The following is a 26,249-nucleotide window of genomic DNA, read 5'->3' on the forward strand; positions in this document are numbered from 1 at the left end:
GCAGGCGGGCGACCAGGAAAAAAGGGCTGCCATGTCCCGCATGGCAGCCCCAATGCCGGTCCACCGGCTCGCAATGAAAGAAACGGGAAAACCGGGATGCAGCTCCTCAGAACGAGTGGCCCATGCCGAAATACATCGCGCGCTGCGATGCGCCGGCGCCCGGGCCGTTGACGGTGACGTCGGCCGCGTAGTTGGCGGTGGAGCTGTTGTTCACGCCGCCCAGCGATGCGTACAGGAAGGTGCGCTTGGACAGGTAGTAGTCCGCGCCTACCATCAGCAGCGTGGCGTTGCCGTTGCCCCGGTTGGCGCTGACGCGGTAGCCCGCGCCGATCAGGGTGAGCGCCGGGGTCACGTCGTATCGCACGCCCAGCCAGCCGTGCTTGAGCTTGCTGGGTGCGCCGGCCGCGGCGTCGGGGGCGGAGATGGCTTCGTAGGCGGCGAACAGCTTGGCCGCGCCGATGCGGTAGGTACCGCCCAGGATCGCGTCCTTGGAATAGGCGTAGGCGTCGCTGTAATTGCCGTTCGCATCGCGCCGGCTGTTGAGCATGGCGCGCACTTCGAGGTCGTTCGCGGCATAGGCCAGCGACAGGCCTTCGTTGCGCAACTGCTTGTTCGAGCCCGGCTGCTCGCCCATGCCCACCTGCACGTTGGCGGTGAATCCGCCGAAATTGGGCGTGGTGTATTCGATGACGTTGTTCACGCCCGGCCAGTTGCGGCCGCGCACCAGCGTCGCGCTGCTCATGAACTGCTGGCCCGTGGGATCGATGTTCCACACGTCGTTGCTGTTGAAGAGGTTCTTGCCCACCACCAGGGTGCCCCAGCTGGCGCTGCTCAGGCCCACCAGCGAACGGCGGTTGAAGAACGCGGAGCCGGTCGTGCCCTTGGTGGCGCTGAAGCCGCCCTCCAGGTTGAAGACGGCGCTCAGGCCGCCGCCCAGGTCTTCCTTGCCGCGGAAGCCGATCATGCTCGTCCCCCACTGGTTGTCGGCGGCGCGCGTGAGCGAGTGGGTCTGGCCGGTCGTGGGGTCGGCGATCTTGTTGATGTATTCCACGCCCGCGACCACGCGGCCATAGAGCGTGACGTTGGACTGCGCGTGCGCTGCGCCGGGCAGCGTGCCGGCCGCGGCCAGCAGCGCGGCCGCGGCCGCCAGGGTTGTCTTGGAATGCGTATTCACAGCGTTTATCTCCGTTGTAGTAACTTTGCTGATCGAAAGGAAACCGGGCCATGCCCGGCAGTCGCCCACCCGTGGCGCGCATCCGCGCCGGCTGTTCCGGGCACGGGGCATCGCGCCGGAAGCCTTGGAGCCACCGCCCCCACGGGCAGCGGCTGGCCGCGGGGCCCTGGTAGGGCTCCGTTGCCAAGTTCATATATGAACTGTTAATTCATTGGAGAACAATGTAAAAACGAGCAGGCTCCAGCGCCAATGAGGGGATACCCTGCTGCCGTGGCGACGCTGCCACGGCAAATTGCCATGCATCTCGCCGCGCGATTGCCTGGAGAATGCGCACCAGCGCACCAGCGCGCCACCGGGGCCCTCGCGGCACGGGCCGTCCCATCCCCATTCCCCGACATGACAGAAGACACCGATCGCTACCGTGCTCCCGCCCTGGACAAGGGGCTGGACATCCTCGAGCTGCTGGCCGGCCAGCCCCATGGCCTGACCCGCGCCGAGATCGTCAAGGCCATGGGACGCAGTCCGGGCGAGATCTACCGCATGCTCGAGCGGCTGGTGGCGCGCGACTACGTCACCCGCTCACCGCAGGGCGACCGCTACGCGCTCAGCCTCAAGCTCTTCGTGCTGGGGCACAGCCATCCGCCCATGGAACGCATGGTGTCCCAGGCCCTGCCGGTCATGGAAGGCTTCGCCACGGCGGCGCAGCAGTCCTGCCACCTGGGCGTCTATAACCGGGGGGGCATCACGGTGGTGGCCCAGGTCAACGGGCCGGGCAACTGGGGCCTGTCGATCCGGCTGGGCGTGCGGGTGAGCCTGATCGACACCGGCTCGGGCCACGTGATGCTGGCTTTCCAGACCGAGCAGCGCCGCGCCGAAATGCTGGCCGAGCACCAGGCCCTGCAGGGGGCCGAGGGCGAAACGCCGATGCAGCCGGCGGAACTGCACACCATCCTGGAGCATGTCCGCACCCAGGGTTGGTGGCAGGGCGACAGCCAGCAGGCCTTCGGCGTGATCGACATCTCCATGCCCGTGTGCGGGCCGCAGGGCCAGGCGCTGGCGGTGCTGACCTGCCCCTTCATCCGCCGCCTGGACCGGCCACTGGAAGCCGACCTGCAGGCCGCGCGCGAGCAATTGGCGCAGGCTGCGGAGGCCCTGTCGATCCGCTGAAGGGATCGGGGCGCATGGGCCCCCGGTGCGGTCGTGAGGGCGATCAGCCGCCGCTGTCCCCCGTGCCGCCTTCGGTGACGATCTTGCCTTCCTTCACATAGCGGTCGAATTCATGGCGGGGCAGGGCGGCGACGCCCGCCGCGTTTTCATCCTGTTCCTTCCAGCTCAGCGTGACGCTGTCGTCCGCATGGGTGAGTTCCACCGGGCCTTCGGGAATGGCGATGGGCATGCCGTCGCCCTCGCGGTAGGTCACTTCGCCGTGGATGGTCGCGTGTTCTGCGTGCATGGGTCGGTCCTCCTCGCAATGCATGGTTGGGTGGGCCGGCCGCGCGGCGTGCGGGGCCTTCTGAAATGCCATTACACCGGCCCGGCCGGGGGACGCCGTGTCGGACCACGCCGCCAGTGCGCGCCCGTGCTCATCTGTGGCGGGCCGCCCGCCGGGCCAGCCGGGCGTCGTGCCACATCGCGGCGCAGTTCGCACCCGCCACCGTCAGGCCGATGGCGCAGGTGGCGCCCCAGCCGCCGTGCTGCCATGCCGCCGAACCCAGCGCGGAACCCAGGGCGGCACCGGCGAAGTAGGTCGTCATGTACACGGCGTTGAGCCGCGAGCGCGCCTGCGGCGCCAGGGCGTAGATCACGTTCTGGTTGCTGATGTGCACGCCCTGCAGGGCCAGGTCGATCGCCAGCACCCCCACGAGGAACCACGGCAGGCTGGTGCCGCCCAGCCACAGCGCGCCCCAGCTGGCCGCCAGCAGCAGTACCGATGCGCGGGTGGTCCACTGCTCGCGGCCGCGGTCGGCCATGCGGCCCGCCCAGTTGGCCATGAGCGCGCCGGCCACGCCCGCCAGGCCCACCAGCCCGATCTGCGCATCGCCCAGCCGGTGCGCCGGCCCGGCCAGCATCAGCGCCATCGTGGAAAACAGCACGCTCACCGAGCCGAAAGACAGGCCGCCCAGCAGGGCCCGGCTGCGCAGCCGGGGGTGCTGCCGCGCAAGCGTGGCCAGCGAACGCAGCACCTGCGCGTAGCTGGGCGGGTTGGGCGTGCGCAGCGCCGGCAGCACGAACCACAGCGCCAGCGCCACCGCCAGGATCGCGATGCCGCCCACGCGGTACACCAGGCTCCACCCGCCCACGCCCGACAGCAGGCCCGCCACGCTGCGCGCCGCCAGGATGCCCACCAGCAGGCCGCTCATCACCAGTCCCACCGCGCGGCCGCTGCGCCCCGGCGCGGCCAGCGCCGCCGCCATCGGCACCAGCACCTGCGCGGCCACCGAGAACAGCCCCGTCATCAGCGTGCCGGCGGCCAGCGCACCGAAACTGCCCGCGAAGCCGCTCAGGAACAGCCCGCAGGCGGCCAGCGCCATCAGCGCCACCACCAGGCGCCGCCGTTCCAGCTTGTCGCCGAGCGGCACCAGCAGCAGCAAACCTGCTGCATACGACACCTGGGCGATGGTCACCGTGAACGCGGCGCGGGATTCGCTCACGCCCAGCTGCACCGCGATCGAATGCAGCAGGGGCTGGTTGACGTAGTTGGCCCCGGCGCACAGGCCGCAGGCCGTGGCCATGAGGAGCAGGACGGGCGTGGACAGGCCGGCGGGGGCCTGGGTGTGCGGGGTGCTGCCCGCGTGGGTGGAAGGGGAGCTGGATGGCATGGCAGGCGAATCGGTCAACAGGGAAGGGCGAAGGCATGGGGCACCGCGGCGTCGCGGCCCGCGGGCAGGCGACAGGCGCAGTCACGCCGCCGGCAGCACCGCCATGGCGTCGATTTCGAACAGCATGCCATCGAGCGCGAGGCGTGGCACGGGAATCAGCGTGCAGGCCGGCAGGGTCGCGCCGGCCCAGCAGGCCTGCAGGGCCGCGCCGAAGGAGTGGAGCCGCTCTTCGGAGTGGTCCACCACCAGCACCGTGAGGCGGGCGACGTCTCGCGGCGCCGCGCCCGCCGCGGCCAGCGCGGTGCAGAGGTTGTCCAGCGCCTGGCGCACCTGGGCATCGAAACCCTCGGCCAGCCGGCCCTCCGCATCCTCCCCGCCCTGGCCGGCCACGTGGATGGTACGGGCGGGTCCCTGCACGATGGCCAGGTGGGAATAGCCGTTCGGCGCGGGGTCGTAGAGACCGGCCGGATTGGCGAACGACAGCACGGGGCGGGCGGCGGTGGAGGAGGTCTGGGCAGGTGCGTGGGAAGTCATGTGAAAGCCTCTGGATGGAAAAAGGACGCCTGCCCGGCAGGCCGGCGAACGCATGCCCTGCAGTATCGAACCTCAACTAGACTTGAGGTCAACCGCTTTTTTTCCACCCCCGCCGATTCCCGCTACCGCTCCATGCCGCCCGCCTCCCGCAGCGCCCCGACTTCCGCTCCTTCGGCTCCGGCCGACACTCCCGCCGCATCCGTGGCGCCATCCCTGACCCACACGCTCCCTTCGCGGCGGGCCGGCCGTGCCGACGTTCCCGAACTCACCGTGGGCGAGGTCGCCGAACGCAGCGGGCTGGCCGTGTCGGCCCTGCATTTCTACGAATCCAAGGGCCTCATCGCCAGCGTGCGCAGCGCCGGCAACCAGCGCCGCTATCCCCGTTCCGTGCTGCGGCGCGTGGCCGTCATCAAGATCGCGCAGCGCATGGGGCTGCCGCTCGCGACGATCGCGGACGCCCTGCAGGCCCTGCCCGAGGGCCGTACGCCGACCGTGGCCGACTGGCGGCGGCTGTCGGCGGCCTGGCGCGCGGAACTCGACGAACGCATCGCCACGCTCACGCGCCTGCGCGACCAGCTCGACGGCTGCATTGGCTGCGGCTGCCTGTCCCTGCGCGCCTGCCCGCTGCGCAATCCGGACGACGCCCTGGGGGCGTCCGGCGCGGGGCCGCATTTCTCCGCCGATCCGGCCGCGCGGCGGCAGGCACGCTGAAGGCCCGGAGCCACGGCTGCCTGCAGTACCCGCCTGCGCGGTGCAGCGGGCGGATGCTTCAGGATGCGTGGGGCGGTCCGCCGCCGGTGGAGCCCGTCTCGCTGCCGGGGTCCGATGCCGGCGAGGGTGAACGCGGGCCGGCCGCGGCATGGCGCTCGGCGGCAGCCGTCCTGCCCCCATCGCCGGGGGCGCCGCGCCGGTGCAGCAGCCGCTGTGCCAGCGGTTCCGCGGCCAGCACCAGCAGCGCCAGCAGCGTGCTGAGCACCGCGGTCGCCTCGCGGCCCAGGCCGGCCGCCACGCCGATCGCCGCGGTGAGCCAGATGCCGGCGGCGGTGGTCAGCCCGCGGATCTGGTGCGCGCCGTCGCTCTTGAGGATGGTGCCCGCGCCCAGGAAGCCCACGCCCGCAATGATGCCCTGCAGCACGCGGCTGTTGTCCGCAGGCGCAATGCCTTCCTGCTCGGCCACCAGCACGAACAGCGCCGCGCCCATCGACACCAGCATGTGCGTGCGCACCCCGGCGGCCTTGCCGCGGTGCTCGCGCTCCCAGCCCAGCAGCCCGCCCAGCAGACCGGCCATGCCCAGGCGCACCACGATGCGCGTGGCCTGCTCCAGGTCGGGCAGGTCGGAGAATTCGCCGGCCACCGTGGCCAGGATCACGCTCCACCAGTCCGTCATGCGGGATCTCCGTCCCGGCATCCGCCGGCATATGCCAGGATGGGCCGGCAGGCCGGGCGTCGGGGTGTCGTGCTGTGCATGGCGGTGTCATGTCTCCGGAAGTGGTCCCGACTGTGCGCTGCGGGCAGCGGCCATGCGGGCAGCACCCGTCGCGACAGCAGGTAGGACGGCGCCTACCCGGACGCTGTCAAGGCCGTGCTGCCGGCTCCGGCATGCGCGTCCTCCAGTGGATCCCGGCGTCAGCGTTCCCGGGCGGCCGCATCGCCGCAGGGTATCCAGTCGAGGCTGAGGACGTGTGCCTGCCAATCGTGCAGGTCGGGCGAAGCCGCCTGCACATTCGCCCGGTCGGCATGGTCCGCATGCTCCGCCCCGGCCGCCGCAGCCGCCGTCGTGCCGGGCAGCGGCCCGCCGTACAGGCTGCTGTCCACTACCACCGTCTCGCCCGTCGCCGGATGCGGCAGTTCCAGCCGCCACGCGTGCAGCCAGAGCCGCTGCAGGCCCAGCCGCTGCGCCCACCAGCGGTTCAGCGGTCCCTTGCCGTGGGTGGCATCGCCCAGGATCGGATGGGCGATGTGCTTGAGGTGCCGGCGGATCTGGTGGCGGCGGCCGGTTTCCGGCAGCGCTTCCACCAGCGAGGCCCGCGTCGTGGCAAAGCGCGCGTCGCTGGCCTCGGGCCACTCCAGCCGGGCGAGGCAGCGCAGCGCCGTGCGGGCCGGCTGCACGGCGGCATCGGGCGGTGCGTCGTCCGGCCGCAGGGCATGGTCCACCATGGCCTGGTCCGGCGCATGCCCGCGCACCAGGGCCAGGTAGCGCTTGTCCACCCGGTGCTGCTCGAAAGCCTGCGACAGCGCGCGGGCCGCGTCCGCGTGCAGCCCCATCACCAGCACCCCGCAAGTGCCCTTGTCGAGCCGGTGAACTGGATACACGCGGCGGCCCAACTGGTCGCGCAACGCCTGCATCACGAAGCGGGTCTCGCCCGCGTCGAGCCCCGTGCGGTGCACCAGCCAGCCGGCGGGCTTGTACACGGCGACGAGGTCGTCGTCCTGCCGGAGGATGGCCAGGGGCGGGTGTCGGGGGGTGGTCGGAGGCGGCATCGGGGGCGCAGCATACCCGGGCGCGTCCGGAACGCCGCGTGGCCGCTCAGCGCAGCACGCGGCAGTTGCCGAACTCGCAGCGGATCGCCAGCGCATCGCCGCTGTCACAGGCCACGGTATAGGTCTCGAAGCCCGGCCCCTTGGCCGCCAGCGCCGCGACCGGCCGGGCGCTGCAGGCCTGGGCGCGCGCCAGTTGCTGGGCGCTGAAACTGTCCACCCCCAGCGCGATGGCGGGCAGCGCGGGGCCCGTCACCGTGCCGGGAGCAGGTTCGGCGGGCGGGGGCGGGAGCGGCGCAGCGGGGTAGGGCCCGGCCGCATGGCCGCGCGCCTGCATGCAGCTGTCCACCGCGCGGCGCCGTCGCTCCAGCGGCTTCAGGCCCTGGGTGGCCCCGAGCGCGCCGCCCGCCACGGCCCAGTCGCGCACCGCATCGTGGCTGCCGCCCGCGGACCAGGCGAGGGACGCCAGCACCAGGGCGCCGGTCACCATCCCGTCCAGCGTCTCGATCACCACGCCGATCTGCTGCGCGTAGCGCTGGCATTCGGCCAGGTCGGCCGCATGGCGCTGCACCTCGGCCGGATCCGCGCTGGAGGGCGCCGGCACCGTGCTGGCGCATCCCGCGAGCGCCAGCGCGGCCGCCAGCAGGCTGGTGCAAGCCAGGCGTGCAGGGCTCTTGCGGACGGGGAGGAGGGGGTGGATCGCGGGCATGTGGGGCTCCTCGGGCGGAGTGGATGAGGGGCAGGGCGCGGTGGCAGCGGATTGCACGCTGCCCTGACAACGCCATTGTTCCGCGCCCCGCGCGAGCACGCCAGCCCCGATGTCGCCGACAATCGCGCCCCTATGACCACGACGACGACTTCCGCCCCCGCTCCCGCGCGCACCCTGCTGCCCCAGACACTGCTCATGGCCCCGTCGCCCGGCGACCCATCCCCCCTGGTGCTCTACCATGGCCGCTGCGCCGACGGCTTCGGCGCCGCGCTGGCCGCCTGGCGCTACTACGGCGGCGCGGTGGAATGCGTGGGTCTCTCCCACGGCCAGGCGAAGTCGGTGGAGGATTTGCCGCCCCTCGATGGCCGGTACGTGTACATCCTGGATTTCTCGTTCCCGCCCGAGCTGCTGCGCGCCATCGACGAGCGCGCCGCCCGCCTGGTGATGCTCGACCACCACAAGAGCGCCGCCGAACAGCTCACGGGCTTCGCATGCCGCTGCGGCGTCGTGCACTTCGACATGGAGAAGTCGGGCGCGTGCCTCGCCTGGGATTTCTTCCACGCGGATGCGCCGCTGCCCGACCTCGTTCGCTTCATCGAGGACCGCGACCTCTGGAACTGGAAGTATCCCGAGACCGCCGGCTACGTCGCCGCGCTGGACATGGAGCCCTTCGACTTCGCGCGCTGGGACGCCATCGCTCGCTTCACGCCCGAAGCGACGCAGGCCTTCGTCGCGCGCGGCGAGGCCATGGACGAGAAATTCCGCCACCTCGCGGCCGATGTGGCCGGCGGCGCACAGCCGCTGGTGTTCGATGGCGAGCAGGGGCTGATGGTCAATGCCCCGGGCGCCTTCCACAGCCTGATCGGCGAGATGCTGTCGCAGCAGTCCGGCACCTTCGCGCTGATGTGGGCGGTGGGCAAGGACGGCCAAGTGAAGGTCGGCCTGCGCTCGCAGCGCGGCTACGACTGCTCGGTGCTCGCCACGCGCATGGGCGGCGGCGGGCATGCGCAGGCCTGCGGGTTCCGCATGGGGCGCGATCGCCTGCCCGAACTGCTGGGGGGCGACTTCCGCTCGGGCGGCGCAGCGCAGCGCTGACCTGGCAGGGGCGGGCAGGGCGCCACGGGAGCCTCAGGGGGCCAGGCAGCGGCCCCACCCGTCAGGCCAGCCGCAGGTCCTTCGGCTTCGCTCCCGGGAACACGCGCGAGAGCGCCCCGCCATTCAGCCCATACATGCGCGCGAAGATGCCGCCCAGCACGCCGCGGTAGTCGTTGAGCACGGGATAGTCGCGGTTCTGGAACAGCGTGGTCGCGGTCAGGGCCTGCTGATCGCCAGCGATGCGCCCGCCGGCGATGCCGCCGCCCAGCACCCACATCACGCTGCCGTGGCCGTGGTCCGTGCCGCGGTTGCCGTTCTCGCGGAAGGTGCGGCCGAACTCGCTCACCACGACCACGGTGGTGCGGTCCCAGGCCGGGCCCATCTCGTCGGCGAAGGCGGCCAGGCCGCGCCCCAGTTCCTCGAAGCGGTTGGCCAGTGCGCCGGTGGCGTTGCCCTGGCCTACGTGCGTGTCCCAGCCGCCCACGTCCACGAAGCCCAGGTTGTAGCGCGACTGCATGAGCCGCGCCATGCGCCGCGCCGTGCCCTCGAAGCCCTTGGTGCTGAGCGCGTTGCGGCTGGCGGCGTCCATCTCGCCCTGCATGGTGCGCGCTACCTCGTCGCGTGTCTGGAAGCCTTCGGCCACGGGCCCGGCCAGCGGCGTGCCCTGGTACATGGAGGCGATCAATCCTGCCTGCCGTTCGTCGATGCCCGGCTTGGCTGCGCCGGCCGCGGCCAGGGCCGTGTTGGGCACGTCGTAGCCGCCGCGCAGCACCAGCGGCAGCGTGTCGGTGAAGGCCATGGGCGAGAGGTGGTCGTGCCAGCGTGGCTGGGCGCCGAGCTCCAGCGCCAGCCGGTTCAGGAAGCCCGAACGGTAGTCCCGCCGCGCGTCCACGGGCTGGCCCAGCTCGATGCTGTCCTGCGTGTCGAAATGGCTGCGCGTGAGATCCTCGGTGCCCGAGAACGGCACGAAGGCGACCTGCTTTTTCGCGTAGAGCGGCTGCAGCGAGCCGGCCAGCGCCGGGTGCAGGCCCCAGTCGGCCGTGAGCTGCAGGGCGCCGCCCTCGGTGCCGGGTCGGGGAATGGCGATATTCGGGCGGCTCTCGTAGTAGAAGTCGCTGGCGGTGGGCACCAGCAGGCTGGCGCAGTCGTAGCCGCCACGCAGGAAGACGAGCAGGAAGCGCGCGTCCGCGGCGCCCTGCGGCGTGGCCGCCAGGCTGGCCTGGAGCACGCCCGGTGCGGCCAGCGCGGCGAGCGCCTGCAGGCAGCGCCGGCGCGTGGGCGCGATGCCGGCAAGGCCCGGCACGGCATCGGCCGCATTGTGGGGCAGGGAAGAATCTCGGGGGGAGGCGGGATGCGTCATGGCAGGCCTTTCCTGGGTCATCGGGGAGCGGGGAGCGCTGCATTCGCAACGCCCGGAGCGGCCATCAGGCGTACATGAATTCGGGGGCGGACAGCAAGAAAGTGTTCCATTCCGTGGGCGAACCGGCACGCGCCAGCGCCACGCGCGTGGCCGGCGCCAGCTGCGGCTCGATCGCCCGGAAGGCGGCGTTCTGCGCGATCGCAGGGGGCTGCACCTTCGGCGGCGGCGCCCCTTCGGCGCGGTAGAGCGCGCCGGTACCGGCCCCGCCCAGCGCCCGCGCGATCTCGAAGCGCACGGCCATCTGGCCGGAACTGGTCCAGGCAGCCGCGTCCAGCGGATAGCCGTCCGGCGTGACGCGGCCATAGAGCGGCTCGGCCAGGCGCTGCAGCCACGAGAGTGCCGGATCGGGGTTGGCCAGCACGCGGTCGGAGTAGCCCAGTCGCAGGCCGGCCATCACGTACTGCACGGGGTCGCGCAGCCGGGTGCCGAGCGAGGCCTGGAACGCCTCGCTCGTGAACAGCGTCTGCAGCACCGCGCCGATGTGGCCGTCGGTCTGCTGGAAGCGCTCGGCCATCGCCTGCAGCAGCGCGGGCGGCGGCGCGTCGCCGACCAGGTAGGCGACCATCTTGCGGGTCACGAAGCGCGCGGTGGCCGGAGCGCGGGCGAGCCGGTCCAGTGCCTCGTCCAGCTCCGCCATGCCCTGGCCCTGCAGCGGCTGGCCGAGCAGCTCCTTCGGATCCCAGTCGTGGCGCTGCGGGTGGAACTCGTACAGGCCGCGGCGCACGTACTGGCGCGCCCACTCGGGCTTGAGCTTCGGCGGCGGCTCGTCCAGCGGGCGCAGCGACACGCCGTGGCCGGTGAGCACGCGTGCCATCTCCTGCACGTCGTGCTGGCTGTAGCCGCCGTCCACGCCCAGCGTGTGCAACTCCATCAGCTCGCGTGCATAGTTTTCGTTGATGCGGCGGGCGGCGTTCTGCGCGTTGTCCAGGTAGCGCAGCATGGCCGGATGCCGCACCGTGGCGCCCAACAGGTCGCGGAAGCGCCCGAGCGCATGCGGGCGGATGGCGCGGTCCTCGTAGTCGCCCAGCATGGCGCGGATGTCGGCCTTGCCTGCGAACACGTTGAAGTGGTTCATCCAGAACCAGGTCATCTTCTCCTGCAGCTGCGCCGGGGAGTACACGGCGCGCAGCACGAAGCGCCGCTCGGCCTCGCGCTGCAGCGCCCGCATGTCGCGCTGGTAGGCGTCCTGGGCGGCCTTGCGGGCGTCTTCGGTGGGCTCGTTCCTGATCGCCTGCTGGCGGGTCTGCAGGTCGGTGGCCAGGGTTTCCATCGGCGTGCGGGTGATGGCCATGGCGTCGATCTGCGCCTGCGCCTCGGGCGGCAGCGGGGCGTCGGGTGCGGGGCGCAGCAGCGCGGCCATGGCGGCCGCCGGGCCGATGCGCTGCAGCCCCTCCAGCGCCGCGGCATTGGCGCCCCAGGTGAGCCGGTCCAGCAGGCGCGCGCCTTCCGCGGGGGAGCGGGGCGCGTCGCGGTCGCTTTCCGCGGCGAAGGCGCCGGGCGGTGCGGCCAATGTGAGTCCGGCGGCTCCGCACAGGCCCACTGCGGCGGTGGCGAGCCATTGGCGGCGCCCGATGGTGGCGGGCGCGACATCCGGGTCTTCGGGGCCGCGTGCGGACGCGGCACGGGCAGCAGCGGCGTTCACGAAGGACAGCATGGTGTTGGAGGAAGAGTGGCTGTGGGGCGCATGGTGCGCCGCCGCGCAGGGCCCCGCAAGGGGGCGCGCGAGGTTTTACCCGGCGGACACAGATGTATCGCCGCGTGCCGTCCATCTCATCAGGAGAAAAGTGCGGAACCCCCTGCATCTATTGGCTGCAGTGCTATGCAATACATAGCGAATGGCCGACCCGGGGCGAGCGCCCTTCAGCGTTCGGGCCCGACCGGTCCGGTGCCCAGGAACAGGTCCTTGAGACGCTGCGTGGCGCGCGCGTCGTCGATGCGGCCCTGCAGGTGCTGCATGACGATGTCGTTGATGTGCTGCTGCACCGAGCGCGGGGACAGCGCCGAGAAGGAGGCGAGCACGGTGCGCCGCATGTTGGCGCTGCGCAGGTCCCGGATGGCCTGGCGGCCGCAGGCGTCCGCGCCGGTGTCAGGCACGTCCACGCGCGCGGGCGCGGCGCCGCTGGCGATGCCCATCTCGCGCTGGAAGTCCAGGTCCATCGCCATGCGCATGAAGGCCCGCTGCGCGGCCGGATCCACCTGCGCGCCGCGCACGAAGCCGATCTGGTCGCCGATGTAGAGCACCATGCCCTGCGTGTCCGGGAAGCGCGGGCACAGGTAGTCCTGCCCGGCCTCCATCCCGCGCTGGCGCAGCTCGCCGTTCAGCCAGCTGCCCTGCATCTGCAGCAGCGCCTTGCCCTGCTCGACCAGGCCGCTGGCGCTGCTCCAGTCGCGCGAGGCCGCGTTCGCGCGCAGGTAGGGCCGCAGTTGCGCCATGCGCGCGAAGATGCGCATCACGACGGCTTCGTCGTAGGCACGCCGGTCGTGCTCCAGGAAAAACCGCCGGTAGAACGCCGCACCGCCCGCGCCGGCCGCCACGGACTCGAACCAGAACGAGTATTCCCACGCATCGGCGCCAATCCCCACCGGCACGATGCCCGCTTCCTGCGCACGGGCGAGCAGCGCCAGCAGTTCGTCCCAGGTATCGGGCACGGTGCCGCCCAGGCGGTCGAGCAGAGGCTTGTTGAACCACAGCAGGTTGGTGGAATGCACGAACAGCGGCGCGGCGATCCAGTGGCCGCGGAAGCGTGCCCATTCCTGCAGCGCGTGGGGCACGACCTCTTCCCACTCCTGTTCGCGCGCGATGGCGTCCAGCGGCAGCAGCAGGCCCTTGGCGGCCAGCGGCGGCGCGCCTTCGCCCGCCGCCATCACCGCGGCCGGGCGCGGCAGGCGGTGCTGGAAACGCTGGGTGAACACCGACAGCGCGCTGTTGCCGTTGTCGCACACCGGCTCCTCGACCGTCCAGTGCAGGCCGTGCCGCGCCAGATGCCGTGCCAGTACCGCGCTGCGCTGGCGCTCACCGGGCGAGGCCCAGCAGTGCCAGATGTGCAGTGCCGCAGGCTCGGCCGCCCGCGACGCGGGGCGGACGGGCGGCGCGCCCGCGGCCGCGCCGGCCCAGGCCGCCACCAGCAGCCCGGCCAGCCATCCGGTGGCCCGCACCGGCCAGCGGCGAGTGCGGGAAAGTGCGGCGGGGCCGCGGGCCGTGGCGGAATGCATGGACGAAAGCGCGTCGGGGTTGAAAGGGTGGCGCGGATTCTAGTGCGCAGTCCACCGGTCCACGTCCCCAAGGCGCGGGCATGTCCCGCGCCCGCTCAGGACATCGCCAGCCGGTGCGCAGGTGCCGCGCCGCCGGCGAGACCCGGCACCTGGAACACCGACACCGACTGGTCCAGCCGCCGGGCCTGGTCGCGCAGGCTGGCCGCTGCCGCCGCACCTTCCTCCACCAGCGCGGCATTCTGCTGGGTGGCCTGGTCCATCTGCGCCACCGCCTGGCCCACCTGCAGCACTCCGTCGCTCTGCTCCGCGCTCGCCACGCTGATCTCGCCCACGATCTCGCTCACGCGGCGGATCTCCGTCACGATCTCCGCCATGGTGGTGCCCGCCTGGGAGACCAGGGTCGCTCCCCGGTCCACCTTCTCCACGCTGCCCAGTATCAGCGCCCGGATCTCCTTGGCCGCCTGTGCGCTGCGCTGCGCCAGTGTGCGGACCTCGGCGGCGACCACGGCGAAGCCGCGCCCCTGCTCACCCGCCCGTGCGGCCTCCACGGCCGCATTCAATGCCAGGATGTTGGTCTGGAAAGCGATGCTGTCGATCACCCCGGTGATGTCCGTGATCTGGCGGGAACTGGCGCTGATCTCCTGCATGGTGTCCACCACCTGCTCGACGATCTGGCCGCCGCGGTTCGCCACGTTGGTGGCGCCCGTCGCCAGCTGGCTCGCGGCGCGGGCATTGTCCGCGTTGTGGCGCACCGTCGCGCTCAGCTCTTCCATGGCGGATGCCGTCTCCTGCAGGGCGCCGGCCTGCAGCTCCGTGCGCCGGCTCAGGTCCGTGTTGCCGGTGGCGATCTCGCCGGATCCCGTGGTGATCGAGTCCGAGGCGAGCCGCACGTCGGTCACGATATGGGCCAGCGTCGAATGCATTCTCGCCAGCGAGGCCAGCACGCTGCCCGGCATGATCGCGCCCTGGCGCTGCATGGGAGAGAGGTCGCCGCTGGCCACTTGCTCTGCGATCTGCCGCAGCTCCGCGGGTTCGCCCCCGAGCGCGCCCGTCAGCCTGCGCGTGATCACCAGGCCCGCCGCGGTGGCGATGACAAACGCCAGTAGCGCGGCCGCGATCAGCGCGGCGCGTTCCGCCGCGAGCCGTTCCGCGGCAGTGTCGGCCAATTGGTTCGCATTGGTTTGGGACAACTGGGCGTATTCGGACGTGATGGCCGCGAACTGGTCGAGCAGCGGGCGGCATTCCCCGTTCAGCTTGGTGATGGCGGCCTCGCGTTCTCCGCGCGCCGCCATGTTGATGATTCCGAGGGCGATGGGTGCGTAGCTCTGCTCGATCCGGTCCATTTCCGCCACCAGCGCGCGCGCCTTGTCGGACGTGTCCGTGGCCTGCGCCATCAGCTGCTTGAGCTCCGCAAGCGATTTCTGGACCTGGGCGTGGGCCTGCTCGCCGCGCGACTTCTCCGTCTGTACCTCGGCCGGCGTGGTCGCCAGCACGATATTGCGCGCGGCGATGGCGCGCTCGTCGATGGCGGTGCGCAACCGGGCCGTGATCGCCGTGCGCGCCCCGATGCCGTGCACGTAGCCCTGGAAGCGTGTGGTCGCGTCGCCCAGCGCGGTGAGGCCGAACAGTGACATGAAGAGGATCAGCACCCCCATCGTGCCGAAAGCCAACATCAGCTGGGTACGCACTTTTGCATCTTTGTTCATTGGGTTCTCCCGAAAAAATGATTCCATTAGAGACCGATGGTCCCGCATTTCAGTAGAAGCCCCGATTTCCGCAAAAGATTGCAACAGTGAATTGGCAAAAATACCACATCTGCAAAGGGGTTATCGAGAATCAGTGGCGTTGGACCGGCTCGGCGCCCGCCTGGGGCGATGCCTCCTCGAAACGGTCCACCCTCCGCAGGGGCTTGAACATCCAGGCCCAGGCCCCCACCACCCCGAGCGTGCACAGGCCGCCGACCAAGGCGGCGGGCACGGTGCCCAGCCAGGCGGCGCTGGTGCCGGCGCGGAATTCGCCCAGTTCGTTGGACGAGCCGATGAACAGCATGTTGACCGCGCTCACCCGGCCGCGCATGGCGTCCGGCGTGGAGAACTGCACCAGCGAGCCGCGGATGTACACGCTCACCATGTCCGCCGCGCCCGCCACCACCAGCGCCGCGAACGACAGCCAGAACACGGTCGAGAACGCGAACACCAGGTTGGCCACGCCGAACACGGCCACCGCGATGAACATCGTCGCGCCCACCCTGCGGTTGAAGGGCCGCATGCTCAGGTAGAAGCCCATGCCCACCTCGCCCATGGCCATGGCGCTGCGCAGCGCGCCCAGGCCCTCCGGCCCCACGTGCAGCACCTCGTGCGCATAGATGGGCAGCAGCGCGATCACGCCGCCGAGCAGCACGGCGAACAGGTCCAGCGAGATCGTGCCCAGGATGATGGGCCGCGAGCGAATGAAGCGGATGCCCTCGCCGAAGCGCTCGCGCATCGTCCCCAGCACCGGCCCCGGCGGTGCCGCATGCGCCACCGGCACCCGCAGCATCAGCGCGGCTCCCAAGGCGAATGCCACGAGGCACACGGCATACGTCAGCTCGCCGCCGCCGGCCGCGTACAGCAGGCCGCCCAGGAACGGACCGGCGATGGCCGTCGTGCGCATCAGCATGGAATTGGCGGCGATGGCCGAGGCCAGCCGCTCGCGGGGCACCACTTGCGGCAGCAGGCTTTGCAGCGCAGGGGCCGAGAACGCGCGGGAGGCGCCGAACAGCACCAGCACCGCGTAGATGCCCGTGACCCCCGCGGTGCCGTGACCCGCGAGCCACCACAGCGCCGCGCTGCACACGGCGCCCACGGCCCAGCTGGCGCACAGGATGCGCTTGCGCTGTGCGCGATCGATCAGGTCTCCTGCGGGCAGCAGCAGCGCCAGCATGGGCAGGAATTGCGCCAGTCCCACACAGGCCAGCGCCATGGGTTCGCGGGTCAGGTCGTATACCTGCCAGGCCACCACCACCGCCTGCACCTGCGTGGCGAACATGGCCGCCACCCGCGCCACGATGAACGCGAGAAAACCAGGGTGGCTGTAAATGCCGGGAGGGCGGGACACCGGGGAGGAGGGAGCGGAGGAAGGCGGATTGGACGGAGGAACAGGCACGGGCTGCATGCTACCCCTTCGCGCGCGCCGCCGCCCGGAATCCGCTGCCGGCCCCGCCATGCCCGGCTTGAACGGGCCTTGCGCCTGGATACACTCGCCGCCGCGGCCGTGTCGCCGCACCGATCCCGCCACACGCTCCGCATCCATGAAAACCTTCGCGACTCCCGCCGTCCTCGCAGGCTCCCGCGGCCTCGCCGCCGCGCTGCTGGCCCTTGCCTGCGCCTGCATGGCGCCGGCGGCGCACGCGAAGGAGGCCTGGGGCCGGCGCGTGGTGGCCACCCAGGAAATGCCTCCCGATGCCCTGGCCCGGCTGGCACGGTTCCAGGAAAAGAAGGGCGTGGTCGCCGCTGAAGGACTGCCACCCGGCGGCATGCCGTTCGCCGACACGCAGTCCTATACCGGCCAGGAGATCGACCTGCCCGCCAGCGGCAACCCCTATACCGTGGTGCTGCACATCTCGGGCGTGGCGCTGGCCGACGGCGAGGCCGGTTCGCGCTGGATGGCGGGCTGGTCCATCGACAACGGCGCGCGCCTGAACGTCATCCCGAACATCGTGGCCAAGGGCCTGCGCGCCGGCCAGCCCGTGGAAATGGCCGGCGCCGCGCCGCCCGTGAGCTTCAAGACCGACCGCAAGCTCGCGCCCGTGGCGGAATTCGCTGCGGCCCGCAATCTGCGCATCGACCGGGTCCGCATCGAGATCTGGTCCGGCATGCGCCCCTCGTCGCTGCTGGAAACCTTCATGGCCTGGATCCCGCTGTTCTTCGGCCTCACGTTCCTGGCGCTGTTCCTCTGGTGGCGCCGGCGGTGATGGGCTCACGCTGACCCACCGCCCCGCGGGGTCAGAGGTCCAGCGGCTGGCCCGGCTTCCAGGCGTCGGCGCGGCGCTGTGCTTCCGCCGCGTCCTGCATGCCCAGGGCACCTGCCAGCCGCATCTGGGCGGCCCGCGCGCCCAGGGCACTGTGGCCTGCCGGCAGCAGCACGTCGTCCCGGCCCGATGCCGCATGGGCGCGGGCCGCGAGTTCCATCAGCATGCAGGCGGTGATGGGCCTTTGCACCACGGTGTCGCCACCGCGCGCATACAGCGTGCCCAGGCTGTAGAGCCCGGCGGCATCGCCCTGGCGTGCGGCGCGCAGATACCAGTTCTCCGCGGCGGACAGCTGGCGCGGCTCGCCGTCCCCGCCGCGCTCGTACATCGCTCCCAGCCGCACCGCCGCGAGCGCGGAGCCGCCGTCCGCCGCCTGCGCCAGCCAGCGCACCGCCTCCGGGCGGTCCTTCGGAATGCCGTGCGCCTCGGACAGCATGGTGCCCAGCAGCACCATCGCCCGGGCGTTTCCGTCCTGTGCCATCGCCCGTACCGCGGGCAGTTCCGTCGCGCCCTGGCCGCGCAGCCAGGCACTGTGGATCGCATCGATGCGCGCGTCCGTGTCCTGCGCCTGTCCTGCCTGTGCGATGCGCGCCGCGCGGGCATCGGCCTCCATCCGCGCCGCCTGTTCGGCGGCGCGCGTCCGGTCGTGGACCGACTTCCAGGCCAGCAGGCTGGCGAGCACCGCCACGCCGCCGGCCAGCACCAGCCAGGTCCAGGGCCAGTCGTGCAGGCCACGCGCGCTACGCGCCGGCATGCCGGCCGCACGGGCCACGCCGGTGCCGCCCGCCCGCGAGGCCGCAGGTGCGGCAGGCGGTGCCGGGGTGTGCGCAGCGGCCGGCGCGGAAGGGCGCCCAGGCACGGGAGCGGACGCGAGCAGTGCGGCCACATCCGGGATGGCGGCTTCCGCGCCATCGAGCGGTACCAGCGACCATTCTTCCATTGCCGGCAGCGTGCCCGCGCGCTGGTCGCGCGTGCGGCGGTGGTCGGTGGGGGAGGAGGTGCCTGCTGCCATATGTGTCCTTTGCGGGTGGCGTTGCCGAGGCGGCGCTGCCTGCAGGAGCCGCGCGCGGTGGAATGGCCGCGATTGTCTCTCCTGCGCAGCGGCCTGCGCGCTCATTGCCCGGTTCGCTGTGGCCCCGCGCCGGCCGGCGTCACGTCCGGTGGGTGCCGGGCCGCCGCGCCGCCAGTGCCGCTGCAATCTCCGCCTCCGCCCAGGTGCCGGGCGCCAGTCCGTCGAGCGCGAAGGGGCCGATCGCCGCGCGCACCAGCCGCAGCGTGGGATGCCCCACCGCCGCCGTCATGCGCCGCACCTGCCGGTTGCGGCCCTCGCGGATCACCAGCTCGATCCAGGTGTCCGGAATGTGCTGGCGCACGCGGATCGGCGGCTCACGCTCGCCCACGGGCGGCGGCGCATCCAGGCGCCGGGCGCGCGCCGGCAGCGTCGGGCCGTCGTTCAGCGGCACCCCGCGCTCCAGCGCCTGCAGCGCTGCCGCGTCCGGCACGCCCTCCACCTGCACCCAATAGGTCTTCTCCATCTTGAAGCGCGGATCGGCGATGCGCGCCTGCAGCCCGCCGTCGTCGGTCAGCAGCAGCAGTCCCTCGCTGTCGGCATCCAGCCGGCCGGCCACGTACACGCCCGGCAGGTCGATGAAATCCTTCAGCCCGCGCCAGCGGCCCTCGGGTGTGAACTGGCTCAGCACGCCGTAGGGCTTGTGGAAGCGCAGCAGGCGTGGAAGTCCGACACGTTCCACCGGTGCGCGCCGCGCTCCGGGTCGCGGGCTGGACCCGCGCCGGTTCTCGCCGGGCCGTGTCGGCGGCGGGGTTCCATTTCCGCGGCGCGTCATGCTGGCAGGAACAGCGCCGGGTCCACCATGGTCCGGTTGAGCATCACGCCCCAGTGCAGGTGCGGCCCCGTCACGCGCCCGGTGGCGCCCACCTTGCAGAACGCCTGGCCGGTGGCGAGCGTATCGCCCACCTGCACGTCGATCGCGCTCAGGTGGCAGTACATCGTCAGCAGGCCGCCGCCATGGTCGAGCCAGACCGTGCCGCCGTTGAAGAAATAGTCCCCCGTGTCGATCACCTTGCCCGGCAGCGGCGCCACCACGGGCGTGCCGGTGGCCGCCGCGATGTCCATGCCGCTGTGCGGATTGCGCGCCTGCCCGTTGAACACGCGCCGCAGCCCGAACGAACTGGACCGCCGCCCGGGCACCGGCTGGCGCATCGCCAGGTCCATGGCGCGCGGCAGCGGCGTGGAGAAGGTGGCCATCACCTGCTGCTGGTGCGCCCGTTCGCGCTCGTAGCGCGCGTTGTCCTCGGCGGACAGGTCCACCGTGCGCGGCGCCACCGTCAGCCGCTGTTCCTTGTACCGCTTGGGCTCCACGCGGCAGGCGATGTCGCGCGGGGCCTCGCCGTCGGACTGCACCTGCACCGAGGCCGTGCCCGTGGGCGCCGACAATGCGATGCCCACGATCGCCGTCCACTCGATGGCATCGCCCAGCACCAGCAGCGGCACATCGCCCGCATGCGCCTGGGGCCGTTGCGCCGCCGGGCCCAGCGACAGGCGCGCCACGCCGCCCGGCACCTGCAGCGCCCGTGGCCACACGCCTTCCTGCGCGCTGCCCGCAGCCTGTTTCGCCTGCAGCGCACCCGTCCGCAAGGAGGCCGCCAGCGCGGTGCCGGCAACCAGCGCCGCGCGGCGCGAGGGCATCCATGGACCGGCGACCACGCCGGAAGGCCCGGCGGTGTCCGGGGAGGTAAGGGAGGGGATGGCGAATCGGGAGGATGGCGAAGGCATGGTCTGCAGGCAATCGATGGCGCGCGGGCGCCCGTCCGGGTAGGCTTGCCAGTGTAGGCGGCTGGAGGCGCCGGCCTACAGGGGCGGCCCGCGGCGGCTTCGACAATCCCCTGCCATGCAGAACCCCGGCCGCACGCTGCGCACAGCGCTGATCACCTTCGTCGCGACCGCCGCCGCGGCGCTGCTGGCACTCAATTTCACTGCGGGCGAGCCGCAGGTCCGCCAGCAGCTGCCGCGCCTGTACGGCACTTCCAGTCCCCAGTTCGAGCGGGCCATGGGCAACCTGCTGGGGCGTTCCATCGTGGAGGGCAACGACGTGATGGACCTGCAGAACGGCGATCGCATCTTCCCGCCCATGCTCGCCGCCATCCGCGCCGCGCGCCGCTCCATCACCTTCGAAACCTACATCTACTGGTCCGGCGACATCGGCAAGCAGTTCGCCGACGCCCTGAGCGAACGCGCCCGCGCGGGCGTCAAGGTGCACGTGCTGCTCGACTGGGTGGGCAGCTCCAGGATGGAAGACAGCTACCTCGACGAGATGCGCGCCGCCGGCGTGGAGATCGAGAAATTCCACAAACCCCACTGGTACAACCTCGCGCGGCTCAACAACCGCACGCACCGCAAGCTGCTCATCGTCGACGGCGTGGCCGGCTTCACGGGCGGCGTGGGCATCGCGCCCCAGTGGACCGGCAACGCGCAGGACCCGGACCACTGGCGCGATTCGCACTACCTCGTGCGTGGCCCGGGGGTGGCGCACATGCAGGCCACCTTCCTGGACAACTGGCTCAAGGTCACCGGCAGGGTGCTGCATGGCGATGCGTATTTCCCCAGGCTCGCGCCCGCGGGCACGCAGCGCGCGCAGATGTTCTCCAGCTCGCCGTCGAGCGGCAGCGAGAGCATGCAGCTCATGTACCACATGGCCGTCACCGCGGCCGAGCGCAGCATCGACCTCTCCGCGGCGTATTTCGTGCCCGACGAACTCACTCGCAACCTGCTGCTGGACGCGCTGCGCCGCGGCGTGCGCATACGCATCGTCACCCCCGGTGAGCACACCGATACCGAGACCGTCAAGGCTGCATCGCGCGGCACCTGGGGCCCGCTGCTGAAGGCGGGAGCGGAGATCTACACCTACGGCCCCACCATGTACCACTGCAAGGTCATGATCGTGGACCAGCGCATCGTCTCGGTCGGCTCCACCAATTTCGACAACCGCTCCTTCCGGCTCAACGACGAGGCCAACCTCAACGTCTATGACGAGGCCTTCGCCCGTCGCCAGACCGAGGTCTTCGAGCAGGACATCCGCCAGTCCCGCCGGGTGACCCACCAGGAATGGCTGAACCGGCCCCTGCGGGAGCGGATCGCCGAGCGCATCACCGGCCTGCTCGGATCGCAACTCTGAGCGCGCGGGCCGGCACCGGCAGGATGGCGCCGGCCGCGCTCAGCCGGGAATCTCCGGCTCCACCAGTTGTGCGAGCAACTGCAGCGACTCCTGCCATCCGAGATAGCAGGCCTCGACGGGAATCATGGCGGGAATGCCTTCCTGCACCACCCGCAACGCCGTGCCCACGGACACGGCACGGAACTCGACCGTGGTGCGCATCTCCCCGGGCAGGCCTGTCGCATCGAAGCGGTCGGTGTGCACGATGCGCTCGCCCGGTACCAGTTCCAGGTACTCGCCGCCGAACGCATGCACCTGCCCGTTGCCCCAGTGCGTGAACTGCATGCGGTAGCGGCCACCGACGCGGGCGTCCATCTCCAGCACCCGGCCGGTGAAGCCGTGCGGCGGCAGCCACTTCGCCATCGCGTCCGGGTCCAGGAAGGCGCGGTAGATCCGCTCGGCCGGCGCGCGCAGTACGCGGTGCAGGGTCACGGTGCCGGTACCGGCGGGGGCGTCGTGGCTGGAAGCAGGCATGCGTCTCTCCTTGCGCAGGGCGTGCAGAACGGGAAAGCCGCCAACTTAGCCGCCTGCCCGCGCTCCTTCAAGCGGGGCATCCCGGAGCGTGGGTGCCGGCGCTGCGGGCGGGGCCGAGTCGATGAACCCGGCCACATCGTCCAGCACCGGCGCCACCCAGCGCAGCGGCCACGCGAACGCGCCCACCAGCGTCGTGTGGCTGGCGCGCGGATACAGCTCCAGTACCACGGGTACGCCCGCCGCCCGAAGCGCCTGCGCCAGCTGCAGCGTGCTGCGCTGCGGGCTCACCAGCCGGTCCTTCTCCGGCGCGCCCAGGAAGGCCCGCGGCACCTGCGCGGGCACGGCAGGATGCGCGAACTCGATGGGCTGCGCACGCGCGGGGTAGTTCGGATGGAAGAACACCGGCTGCGCCTGCGGGTTGTCCGTGGGAAAGAAGTCGTACGGCCCCGCCAGCCCGATCCAGCCGGCCAGCTCGCGCGGCGCATGCCCCGTGGCCGCCAGCCAGCGCGGGTCCAGCGCCACCATCGCCGCGTTGTACCCGCCCGCGCTGTGCCCCATCGCGAACACCCGGCGCGGATTGCCGCCGAGCTGCGCCGCATGCTCCAGCCCATAGGCCACCGCCCGCGCGCTGTCGGCGACGAAATCCGGGTAACGCACCTCCGGATACAGCCGGTAGTCCGCCACCAGCGCCAGCACCCCGCGCGACGCCAGCGCCTGGCCCAGGAACAGGTAATCGCCCCGTTCCCCGCTGTGCCAGGTGCCGCCATAGAAGAACACCACGACCGGCCAGCCGCCGGCCGGGGCGGCCACCGAGGGGCGGTACACATCCAGCCGCTGGCGGGGCAGGGGGCCGTAGGCCACGCCGGTGTCCACCGCGGCGGCGCTGCGCGGCGTGAGCGCATTCAGGGTGCCTACGCCAGAGCAGGCGCTCAGCCAGGCGGCCAGGGCCAGGAGGCCGGCCAGGCGGGCAGTGCGTTTCCAGAAATACGTAGGGGGCGAAAATATAGGAGGCACGTGAGTTTCCCATGCAAGGGGTTCACAGCTTTGTACGTTCTCTGCCGAATTTTGGATTTTTGAATGAAAAATTTTGTTTCATTCCATTGACGAAAAGTATTATGAATGACCGGGTTTTCCAAACTTTTGTGATCGAGGTTGATTTATAAATAAGTTTTATGAATTAATTGATTAAATTTTTTATAAACATACTTCGATGCTTGATGGACTGGGTAAAAGCTGGGAAATAATATTTGTGAAGGATGTGCACCTCTCTGGCACAATTGTTGACAATGAAATTCATCAGCGAAATAAATGAACCCATAGTTGTGGCGGTCGCTAAAGATAGATATCTCTCCCCCATTCATCCATTTGCCGACGGTGTGCATCTCCCTTCAGTTCCCGCTCCTCGATATGGACAGGATATCACCTATGGCTGTAGAGCATCGGCGCCGCAGCGGCAGAGTGTCGGGGACACGGTGGATGCGCTGAAACCCAAGATGGAAAAATTGTTGGGAATTTTTGCCAAGGCAGATACGACCGGAGTGGCTCAAGAATGCTGACTGGAACATCAGGAATCTGCAGGTGCCGATGGACTTGGGGGTGCCTGCGTTTAATGCCGGCAGCCAATTTTTCGCAACCCAGGACTATGGCAACGGCCTCGGTCTGATGATCAACGGCGTCCAGCATGTTTATGTTATAGCCACTGCTTATCGCTATAATCGTGAGAAGGGTCAGTATCAAATAACATTGAAGTTTGTCTTGTACGACGTTTTTGGCCTGGATGATGATGACTTGAGAGAGTATGGCGCTCAATCCGACGATGGTTTTTCTTTCGCCCAAAGAGTCGGCATCACGGCTTGGTGGCAACTCCAGCATCAATTCACCTACCCTCCGTTGGTCACCCGGGTGGTATTGACCAGAAGCTACGAAGTGCCTGCAGTATGAAAGAAATGATGCAACAACATTCTTGCGACCGGTGGGGCGCACTTGGCTTGGCTTCCGTCATGCTTGGCTTGGCGATCGTGCCGTTTTTCTATCTCGGTATCGGTGCATGGCAGGAGTTGTCGATCATCGCGAGTGCGACGGTTTTCCTGGTCGCCTTGGTTTGTCTTGGTTTCATTTGCCTGCGACTGCTGCCCCATGGAAATCCCACTTGGGCCGGCGCGCCCCGTCTTTGGTGGGTCGAGGCTGCCGCCTGGATCATATTGTTTTATCTGGGAGCCATGCTGACAGGAATGCGCTTGCAGACCGGGTTTGCGCGGTTCGGGAGCTTCGCGCTGGTGTGGCTTGTAGCCAGCGCAGCGATAATTCCCGTCGTGGGTTGTTTCTTCCGTGGGTCGGTTTTGGTGCAGCGCGCCTCCGCTTGGCGTTTTTCAGCGCTCGCAACCGCAGCCTGGCTGCTGCTGGTATCCAACATCGCCACGGCATTTATTTTCATGCCACAAAGGTTTGTCTGACGAAGCCATCGACCGGAGCGCACTGCCTAACCCCGGCAACATCGTGATGGCAGGGCAGTTGCCCGAGCCGCTTCATCAGGATGAAACCGCGGGCACCAGCCGCACCCCATAGGCCACGTCGCCCTTCGCCCACTCCACCAGCCGGTCGATGTTGGGATGCTTGCCCGGATGCGCCTGCGCATCCGCCGTGTGCTCCGCGTACCACTCCAGTCCCAGCGCGGCAGCGGCAGGCGTGATGCGCCCACCGTACAGCTGGCCCAGCGCGTGGTACACGGCCAGCGAGCCGGCCTGGCCAGGCTTGTTCTCCAGCGTGGCGGCGATCCCGCCGTCGGGCCCCAGCAGATGCAGGGCGGAAAGATGGGCGACGGAGGGAAGTTGCTTCAGGCGCTCGGAGAAATTCATGCTGAGGAAAAAAGGGGGAAGAAAAACGACCGCTGGATCGTACCTCCGCCCGGGAAGAGGAGGGCCCTCGACCTCAGCGCAACGCCAGTCCCGCCGTCCTGATCGCCTGCGCATACCGCGGCTGCTCCGCCCGCAGGCTCTGCGCGAGGTCGCCGGGCGATCCACCGGCCACCTGGAAGCCCTGGGACTCCAGTTGCGCGCGCACGTCGGGCGCCTGCAGCACGGCAGCGATATCGCGGTTGATCTTGGCCACGATGGCGGGAGGCGTGCCGGCCGGCGCGAAGTAGCCCTGCCAGCTCTCCACCGAGAACCCGGGAGGCCCTCCGGCCTCGGCCACGGTGGGCACCGCGGGCAGGGCGGGGGACCGGTAGCTGGTGGTCACCGCCAGGGCCCGCAGCTTGCCGGCGCGCACATGGTCGGTCACGGCGGCCAGGGTGATCAGGGTCGCGTCCGTGTGGCCGGCCAGCACGTCCACGGTGGCCGGGCCGCCGCCGGGGTAGGGGATGTAGTTCACCCGCGCCCCCGTCTCCTGCGACAGGATCTCGTGCGCCACGTGGGCGATGCCGCCATTGCCCGGCAACCCCAGGCTGATGCTTTCGGGCCGGGCCCGGGCCCTTGCCACGTAGTCGGCCAGGCTGGTGATGCCGGTGGCCGGATGCACCACCAGGATCTGCGGATTCACCACCGCCTTGATGATGGGCGTGAAGCTCTTGTCCGTGTCGTAGGGCAGCCCCCGGAACAGGATGCCGTTGAGCGTGAGCCCCTCGCCCTGCTGCAGCAGCGTGTAGCCGTCCGGCGCTGCCTTGGCCACCCGGGCCGCGCCGATGGTGCCGCTGGCACCGGCCACGTTCTCCACGATCACGCTCTGGCCCCAGAGTGCGCCGAGCCGGTCGGCCAGCGTGCGGGTGAGCTTGTCCGCGCTGCCGCCGGGCGCCACCGGAACGATGATGCGCACGGGCTTGGAGGGGAACCCGGCCGCCGCGTCCGATGCGGCGTGCGAACGGGAGGCATGCAGGGTGGTGGCGGCGAAGGCGGCCAGCGCGAGCGCTGCCGTGGCGGCGGTGAACACGGTCTTTCGGGAGGGGAGCATGGTGCGGACCTGGGCGAATGGCAAGGGAAACGAAACAGCCCGGACGGGCCGGGAGCCTGCGTTCAGCCTAGGCCTGCATCCCCCGCGGGGGAACGAAGATTCGCGACTATGGATATGACGCCAGCGTGCCTGCCATGCGGGCAGGCA

The 26,249-nt window shown here is 70.5% G+C and carries 27 protein-coding genes; 8 read left to right on the forward strand and 19 right to left on the reverse strand.

Annotated elements, in window-relative coordinates; translation table 11 throughout:
* Positions 1-106 precede the first annotated feature (106 nt).
* Positions 107-1,174, reverse strand: a complete 1,068-nt coding sequence (locus BLR05_RS09230; RefSeq protein WP_092833938.1) for a porin — start codon at positions 1,172-1,174, stop codon at positions 107-109.
* Positions 1,175-1,570: 396 nt separating this feature from the next.
* Between BLR05_RS09230 and BLR05_RS09235 the strand changes: the two genes are divergently transcribed.
* Positions 1,571-2,341, forward strand: coding sequence for an IclR family transcriptional regulator (locus tag BLR05_RS09235; protein WP_092833940.1), 771 nt, complete (start codon positions 1,571-1,573; stop codon positions 2,339-2,341).
* A gap of 43 nt (positions 2,342-2,384) precedes the next feature.
* On the opposite strand, the gene BLR05_RS09240 is transcribed toward BLR05_RS09235, so the two are convergent.
* The 3 genes from BLR05_RS09240 to BLR05_RS09250 form a co-directional block, all read right to left on the reverse strand.
* Positions 2,385-2,627, reverse strand: a complete 243-nt coding sequence (locus BLR05_RS09240; protein ID WP_092833942.1) for a hypothetical protein — start codon at positions 2,625-2,627, stop codon at positions 2,385-2,387.
* Between the two features lie 130 nt (positions 2,628-2,757).
* Positions 2,758-3,993 carry an MFS transporter gene (locus BLR05_RS09245; protein WP_092834086.1) on the reverse strand — a complete coding sequence of 412 codons (1,236 nt, stop codon included), beginning with the start codon at positions 3,991-3,993 and terminating at the stop codon, positions 2,758-2,760.
* A gap of 81 nt (positions 3,994-4,074) precedes the next feature.
* The gene (locus BLR05_RS09250; protein ID WP_092833944.1) at positions 4,075-4,527 is read right to left on the reverse strand and encodes a RidA family protein; all 453 of its coding nucleotides are present in this window, start codon (positions 4,525-4,527) and stop codon (positions 4,075-4,077) included.
* Positions 4,528-4,659: 132 nt separating this feature from the next.
* Between BLR05_RS09250 and soxR the strand changes: the two genes are divergently transcribed.
* On the forward strand, positions 4,660-5,238 hold the full coding sequence (soxR, locus tag BLR05_RS09255) for a redox-sensitive transcriptional activator SoxR (protein WP_279616006.1): 579 nt from the start codon (positions 4,660-4,662) through the stop codon (positions 5,236-5,238).
* A gap of 58 nt (positions 5,239-5,296) precedes the next feature.
* On the opposite strand, the gene BLR05_RS09260 is transcribed toward soxR, so the two are convergent.
* From BLR05_RS09260 to BLR05_RS09270, 3 genes are all read right to left on the reverse strand, one after another.
* On the reverse strand, positions 5,297-5,914 hold the full coding sequence (locus tag BLR05_RS09260; RefSeq protein ID WP_092833946.1) for an MgtC/SapB family protein: 618 nt from the start codon (positions 5,912-5,914) through the stop codon (positions 5,297-5,299).
* Positions 5,915-6,153: 239 nt separating this feature from the next.
* The gene (locus BLR05_RS09265) at positions 6,154-7,008 is read right to left on the reverse strand and encodes a pseudouridine synthase (protein ID WP_092833948.1); all 855 of its coding nucleotides are present in this window, start codon (positions 7,006-7,008) and stop codon (positions 6,154-6,156) included.
* A 46-nt stretch (positions 7,009-7,054) separates the two neighbouring features.
* On the reverse strand, positions 7,055-7,714 hold the full coding sequence (locus BLR05_RS09270) for a glycine zipper family protein (RefSeq protein ID WP_167361226.1): 660 nt from the start codon (positions 7,712-7,714) through the stop codon (positions 7,055-7,057).
* Between the two features lie 132 nt (positions 7,715-7,846).
* Between BLR05_RS09270 and BLR05_RS09275 the strand changes: the two genes are divergently transcribed.
* On the forward strand, positions 7,847-8,809 hold the full coding sequence (locus tag BLR05_RS09275; RefSeq protein WP_092833950.1) for a DHH family phosphoesterase: 963 nt from the start codon (positions 7,847-7,849) through the stop codon (positions 8,807-8,809).
* 61 nt (positions 8,810-8,870) lie between these two features.
* Here the strand turns inward: BLR05_RS09275 and BLR05_RS09280 are convergent, their stop codons facing one another.
* From BLR05_RS09280 to BLR05_RS09300, 5 genes are all read right to left on the reverse strand, one after another.
* Positions 8,871-10,169, reverse strand: coding sequence for a DUF1501 domain-containing protein (locus BLR05_RS09280; RefSeq protein WP_092834092.1), 1,299 nt, complete (start codon positions 10,167-10,169; stop codon positions 8,871-8,873).
* Between the two features lie 64 nt (positions 10,170-10,233).
* Positions 10,234-11,883 carry a DUF1800 domain-containing protein gene (locus tag BLR05_RS09285; protein WP_092833952.1) on the reverse strand — a complete coding sequence of 550 codons (1,650 nt, stop codon included), beginning with the start codon at positions 11,881-11,883 and terminating at the stop codon, positions 10,234-10,236.
* A gap of 206 nt (positions 11,884-12,089) precedes the next feature.
* Positions 12,090-13,442: an ABC transporter substrate-binding protein gene (locus BLR05_RS09290; protein WP_092833954.1), complete on the reverse strand. Its 1,353-nt coding sequence runs from the start codon at positions 13,440-13,442 to the stop codon at positions 12,090-12,092.
* Positions 13,443-13,537: 95 nt separating this feature from the next.
* Positions 13,538-15,148: a methyl-accepting chemotaxis protein gene (locus BLR05_RS09295; RefSeq protein ID WP_092833956.1), complete on the reverse strand. Its 1,611-nt coding sequence runs from the start codon at positions 15,146-15,148 to the stop codon at positions 13,538-13,540.
* 130 nt (positions 15,149-15,278) lie between these two features.
* Positions 15,279-16,595, reverse strand: coding sequence for an MFS transporter (locus tag BLR05_RS09300; protein WP_208605994.1), 1,317 nt, complete (start codon positions 16,593-16,595; stop codon positions 15,279-15,281).
* 136 nt (positions 16,596-16,731) lie between these two features.
* Here BLR05_RS09300 and BLR05_RS09305 point away from each other — a divergent pair, with 136 nt between their 5' ends.
* Positions 16,732-17,394 carry a hypothetical protein gene (locus BLR05_RS09305; protein WP_092833960.1) on the forward strand — a complete coding sequence of 221 codons (663 nt, stop codon included), beginning with the start codon at positions 16,732-16,734 and terminating at the stop codon, positions 17,392-17,394.
* A 31-nt stretch (positions 17,395-17,425) separates the two neighbouring features.
* Here the strand turns inward: BLR05_RS09305 and BLR05_RS09310 are convergent, their stop codons facing one another.
* The 3 genes from BLR05_RS09310 to BLR05_RS09320 form a co-directional block, all read right to left on the reverse strand.
* Positions 17,426-18,463 carry a tetratricopeptide repeat protein gene (locus BLR05_RS09310; RefSeq protein ID WP_167361227.1) on the reverse strand — a complete coding sequence of 346 codons (1,038 nt, stop codon included), beginning with the start codon at positions 18,461-18,463 and terminating at the stop codon, positions 17,426-17,428.
* Positions 18,464-18,602: 139 nt separating this feature from the next.
* Positions 18,603-19,295, reverse strand: a complete 693-nt coding sequence (locus BLR05_RS09315) for a pseudouridine synthase (protein ID WP_377777907.1) — start codon at positions 19,293-19,295, stop codon at positions 18,603-18,605.
* Entirely contained in the window at positions 19,292-20,158 is an 867-nt protein-coding gene (locus BLR05_RS09320; RefSeq protein WP_092833966.1) for a M23 family metallopeptidase, read from the reverse strand. Before BLR05_RS09320 ends, BLR05_RS09315 begins: the two co-directional genes overlap by 4 nt.
* A 202-nt stretch (positions 20,159-20,360) precedes the next feature.
* Here BLR05_RS09320 and BLR05_RS09325 point away from each other — a divergent pair, with 202 nt between their 5' ends.
* The gene (locus tag BLR05_RS09325) at positions 20,361-21,644 is read left to right on the forward strand and encodes a phospholipase D-like domain-containing protein (protein WP_092833968.1); all 1,284 of its coding nucleotides are present in this window, start codon (positions 20,361-20,363) and stop codon (positions 21,642-21,644) included.
* Between the two features lie 39 nt (positions 21,645-21,683).
* On the opposite strand, the gene BLR05_RS09330 is transcribed toward BLR05_RS09325, so the two are convergent.
* Together BLR05_RS09330 and BLR05_RS09335 are read right to left on the reverse strand one after the other, a co-directional pair.
* Positions 21,684-22,157, reverse strand: coding sequence for an SRPBCC family protein (locus BLR05_RS09330; protein ID WP_092833970.1), 474 nt, complete (start codon positions 22,155-22,157; stop codon positions 21,684-21,686).
* Positions 22,158-22,202: 45 nt separating this feature from the next.
* On the reverse strand, positions 22,203-23,171 hold the full coding sequence (locus tag BLR05_RS09335; RefSeq protein WP_208605995.1) for an alpha/beta hydrolase: 969 nt from the start codon (positions 23,169-23,171) through the stop codon (positions 22,203-22,205).
* 272 nt (positions 23,172-23,443) lie between these two features.
* Here BLR05_RS09335 and BLR05_RS25815 point away from each other — a divergent pair, with 272 nt between their 5' ends.
* The 3 genes from BLR05_RS25815 to BLR05_RS09345 are packed head-to-tail and all read left to right on the forward strand — an operon-like array spanning position 23,444 to position 24,610.
* Positions 23,444-23,713, forward strand: coding sequence for a hypothetical protein (locus tag BLR05_RS25815; RefSeq protein WP_143015883.1), 270 nt, complete (start codon positions 23,444-23,446; stop codon positions 23,711-23,713).
* Between the two features lie 28 nt (positions 23,714-23,741).
* Positions 23,742-24,098, forward strand: coding sequence for a hypothetical protein (locus tag BLR05_RS09340; RefSeq protein WP_092833972.1), 357 nt, complete (start codon positions 23,742-23,744; stop codon positions 24,096-24,098).
* Positions 24,095-24,610, forward strand: coding sequence for a hypothetical protein (locus tag BLR05_RS09345; RefSeq protein WP_225978895.1), 516 nt, complete (start codon positions 24,095-24,097; stop codon positions 24,608-24,610). Before BLR05_RS09340 ends, BLR05_RS09345 begins: the two co-directional genes overlap by 4 nt.
* A gap of 75 nt (positions 24,611-24,685) precedes the next feature.
* Here the strand turns inward: BLR05_RS09345 and BLR05_RS09350 are convergent, their stop codons facing one another.
* The gene (locus BLR05_RS09350; RefSeq protein WP_092833974.1) at positions 24,686-25,012 is read right to left on the reverse strand and encodes a DUF2322 family protein; all 327 of its coding nucleotides are present in this window, start codon (positions 25,010-25,012) and stop codon (positions 24,686-24,688) included.
* A 73-nt stretch (positions 25,013-25,085) separates the two neighbouring features.
* Positions 25,086-26,102, reverse strand: coding sequence for a tripartite tricarboxylate transporter substrate binding protein (locus BLR05_RS09355; RefSeq protein ID WP_092833976.1), 1,017 nt, complete (start codon positions 26,100-26,102; stop codon positions 25,086-25,088).
* Positions 26,103-26,249 lie beyond the last annotated feature (147 nt).

The organism is Paracidovorax cattleyae, assembly GCF_900104515.1.
Lineage (GTDB): Bacteria > Pseudomonadota > Gammaproteobacteria > Burkholderiales > Burkholderiaceae_C > Paracidovorax > Paracidovorax cattleyae.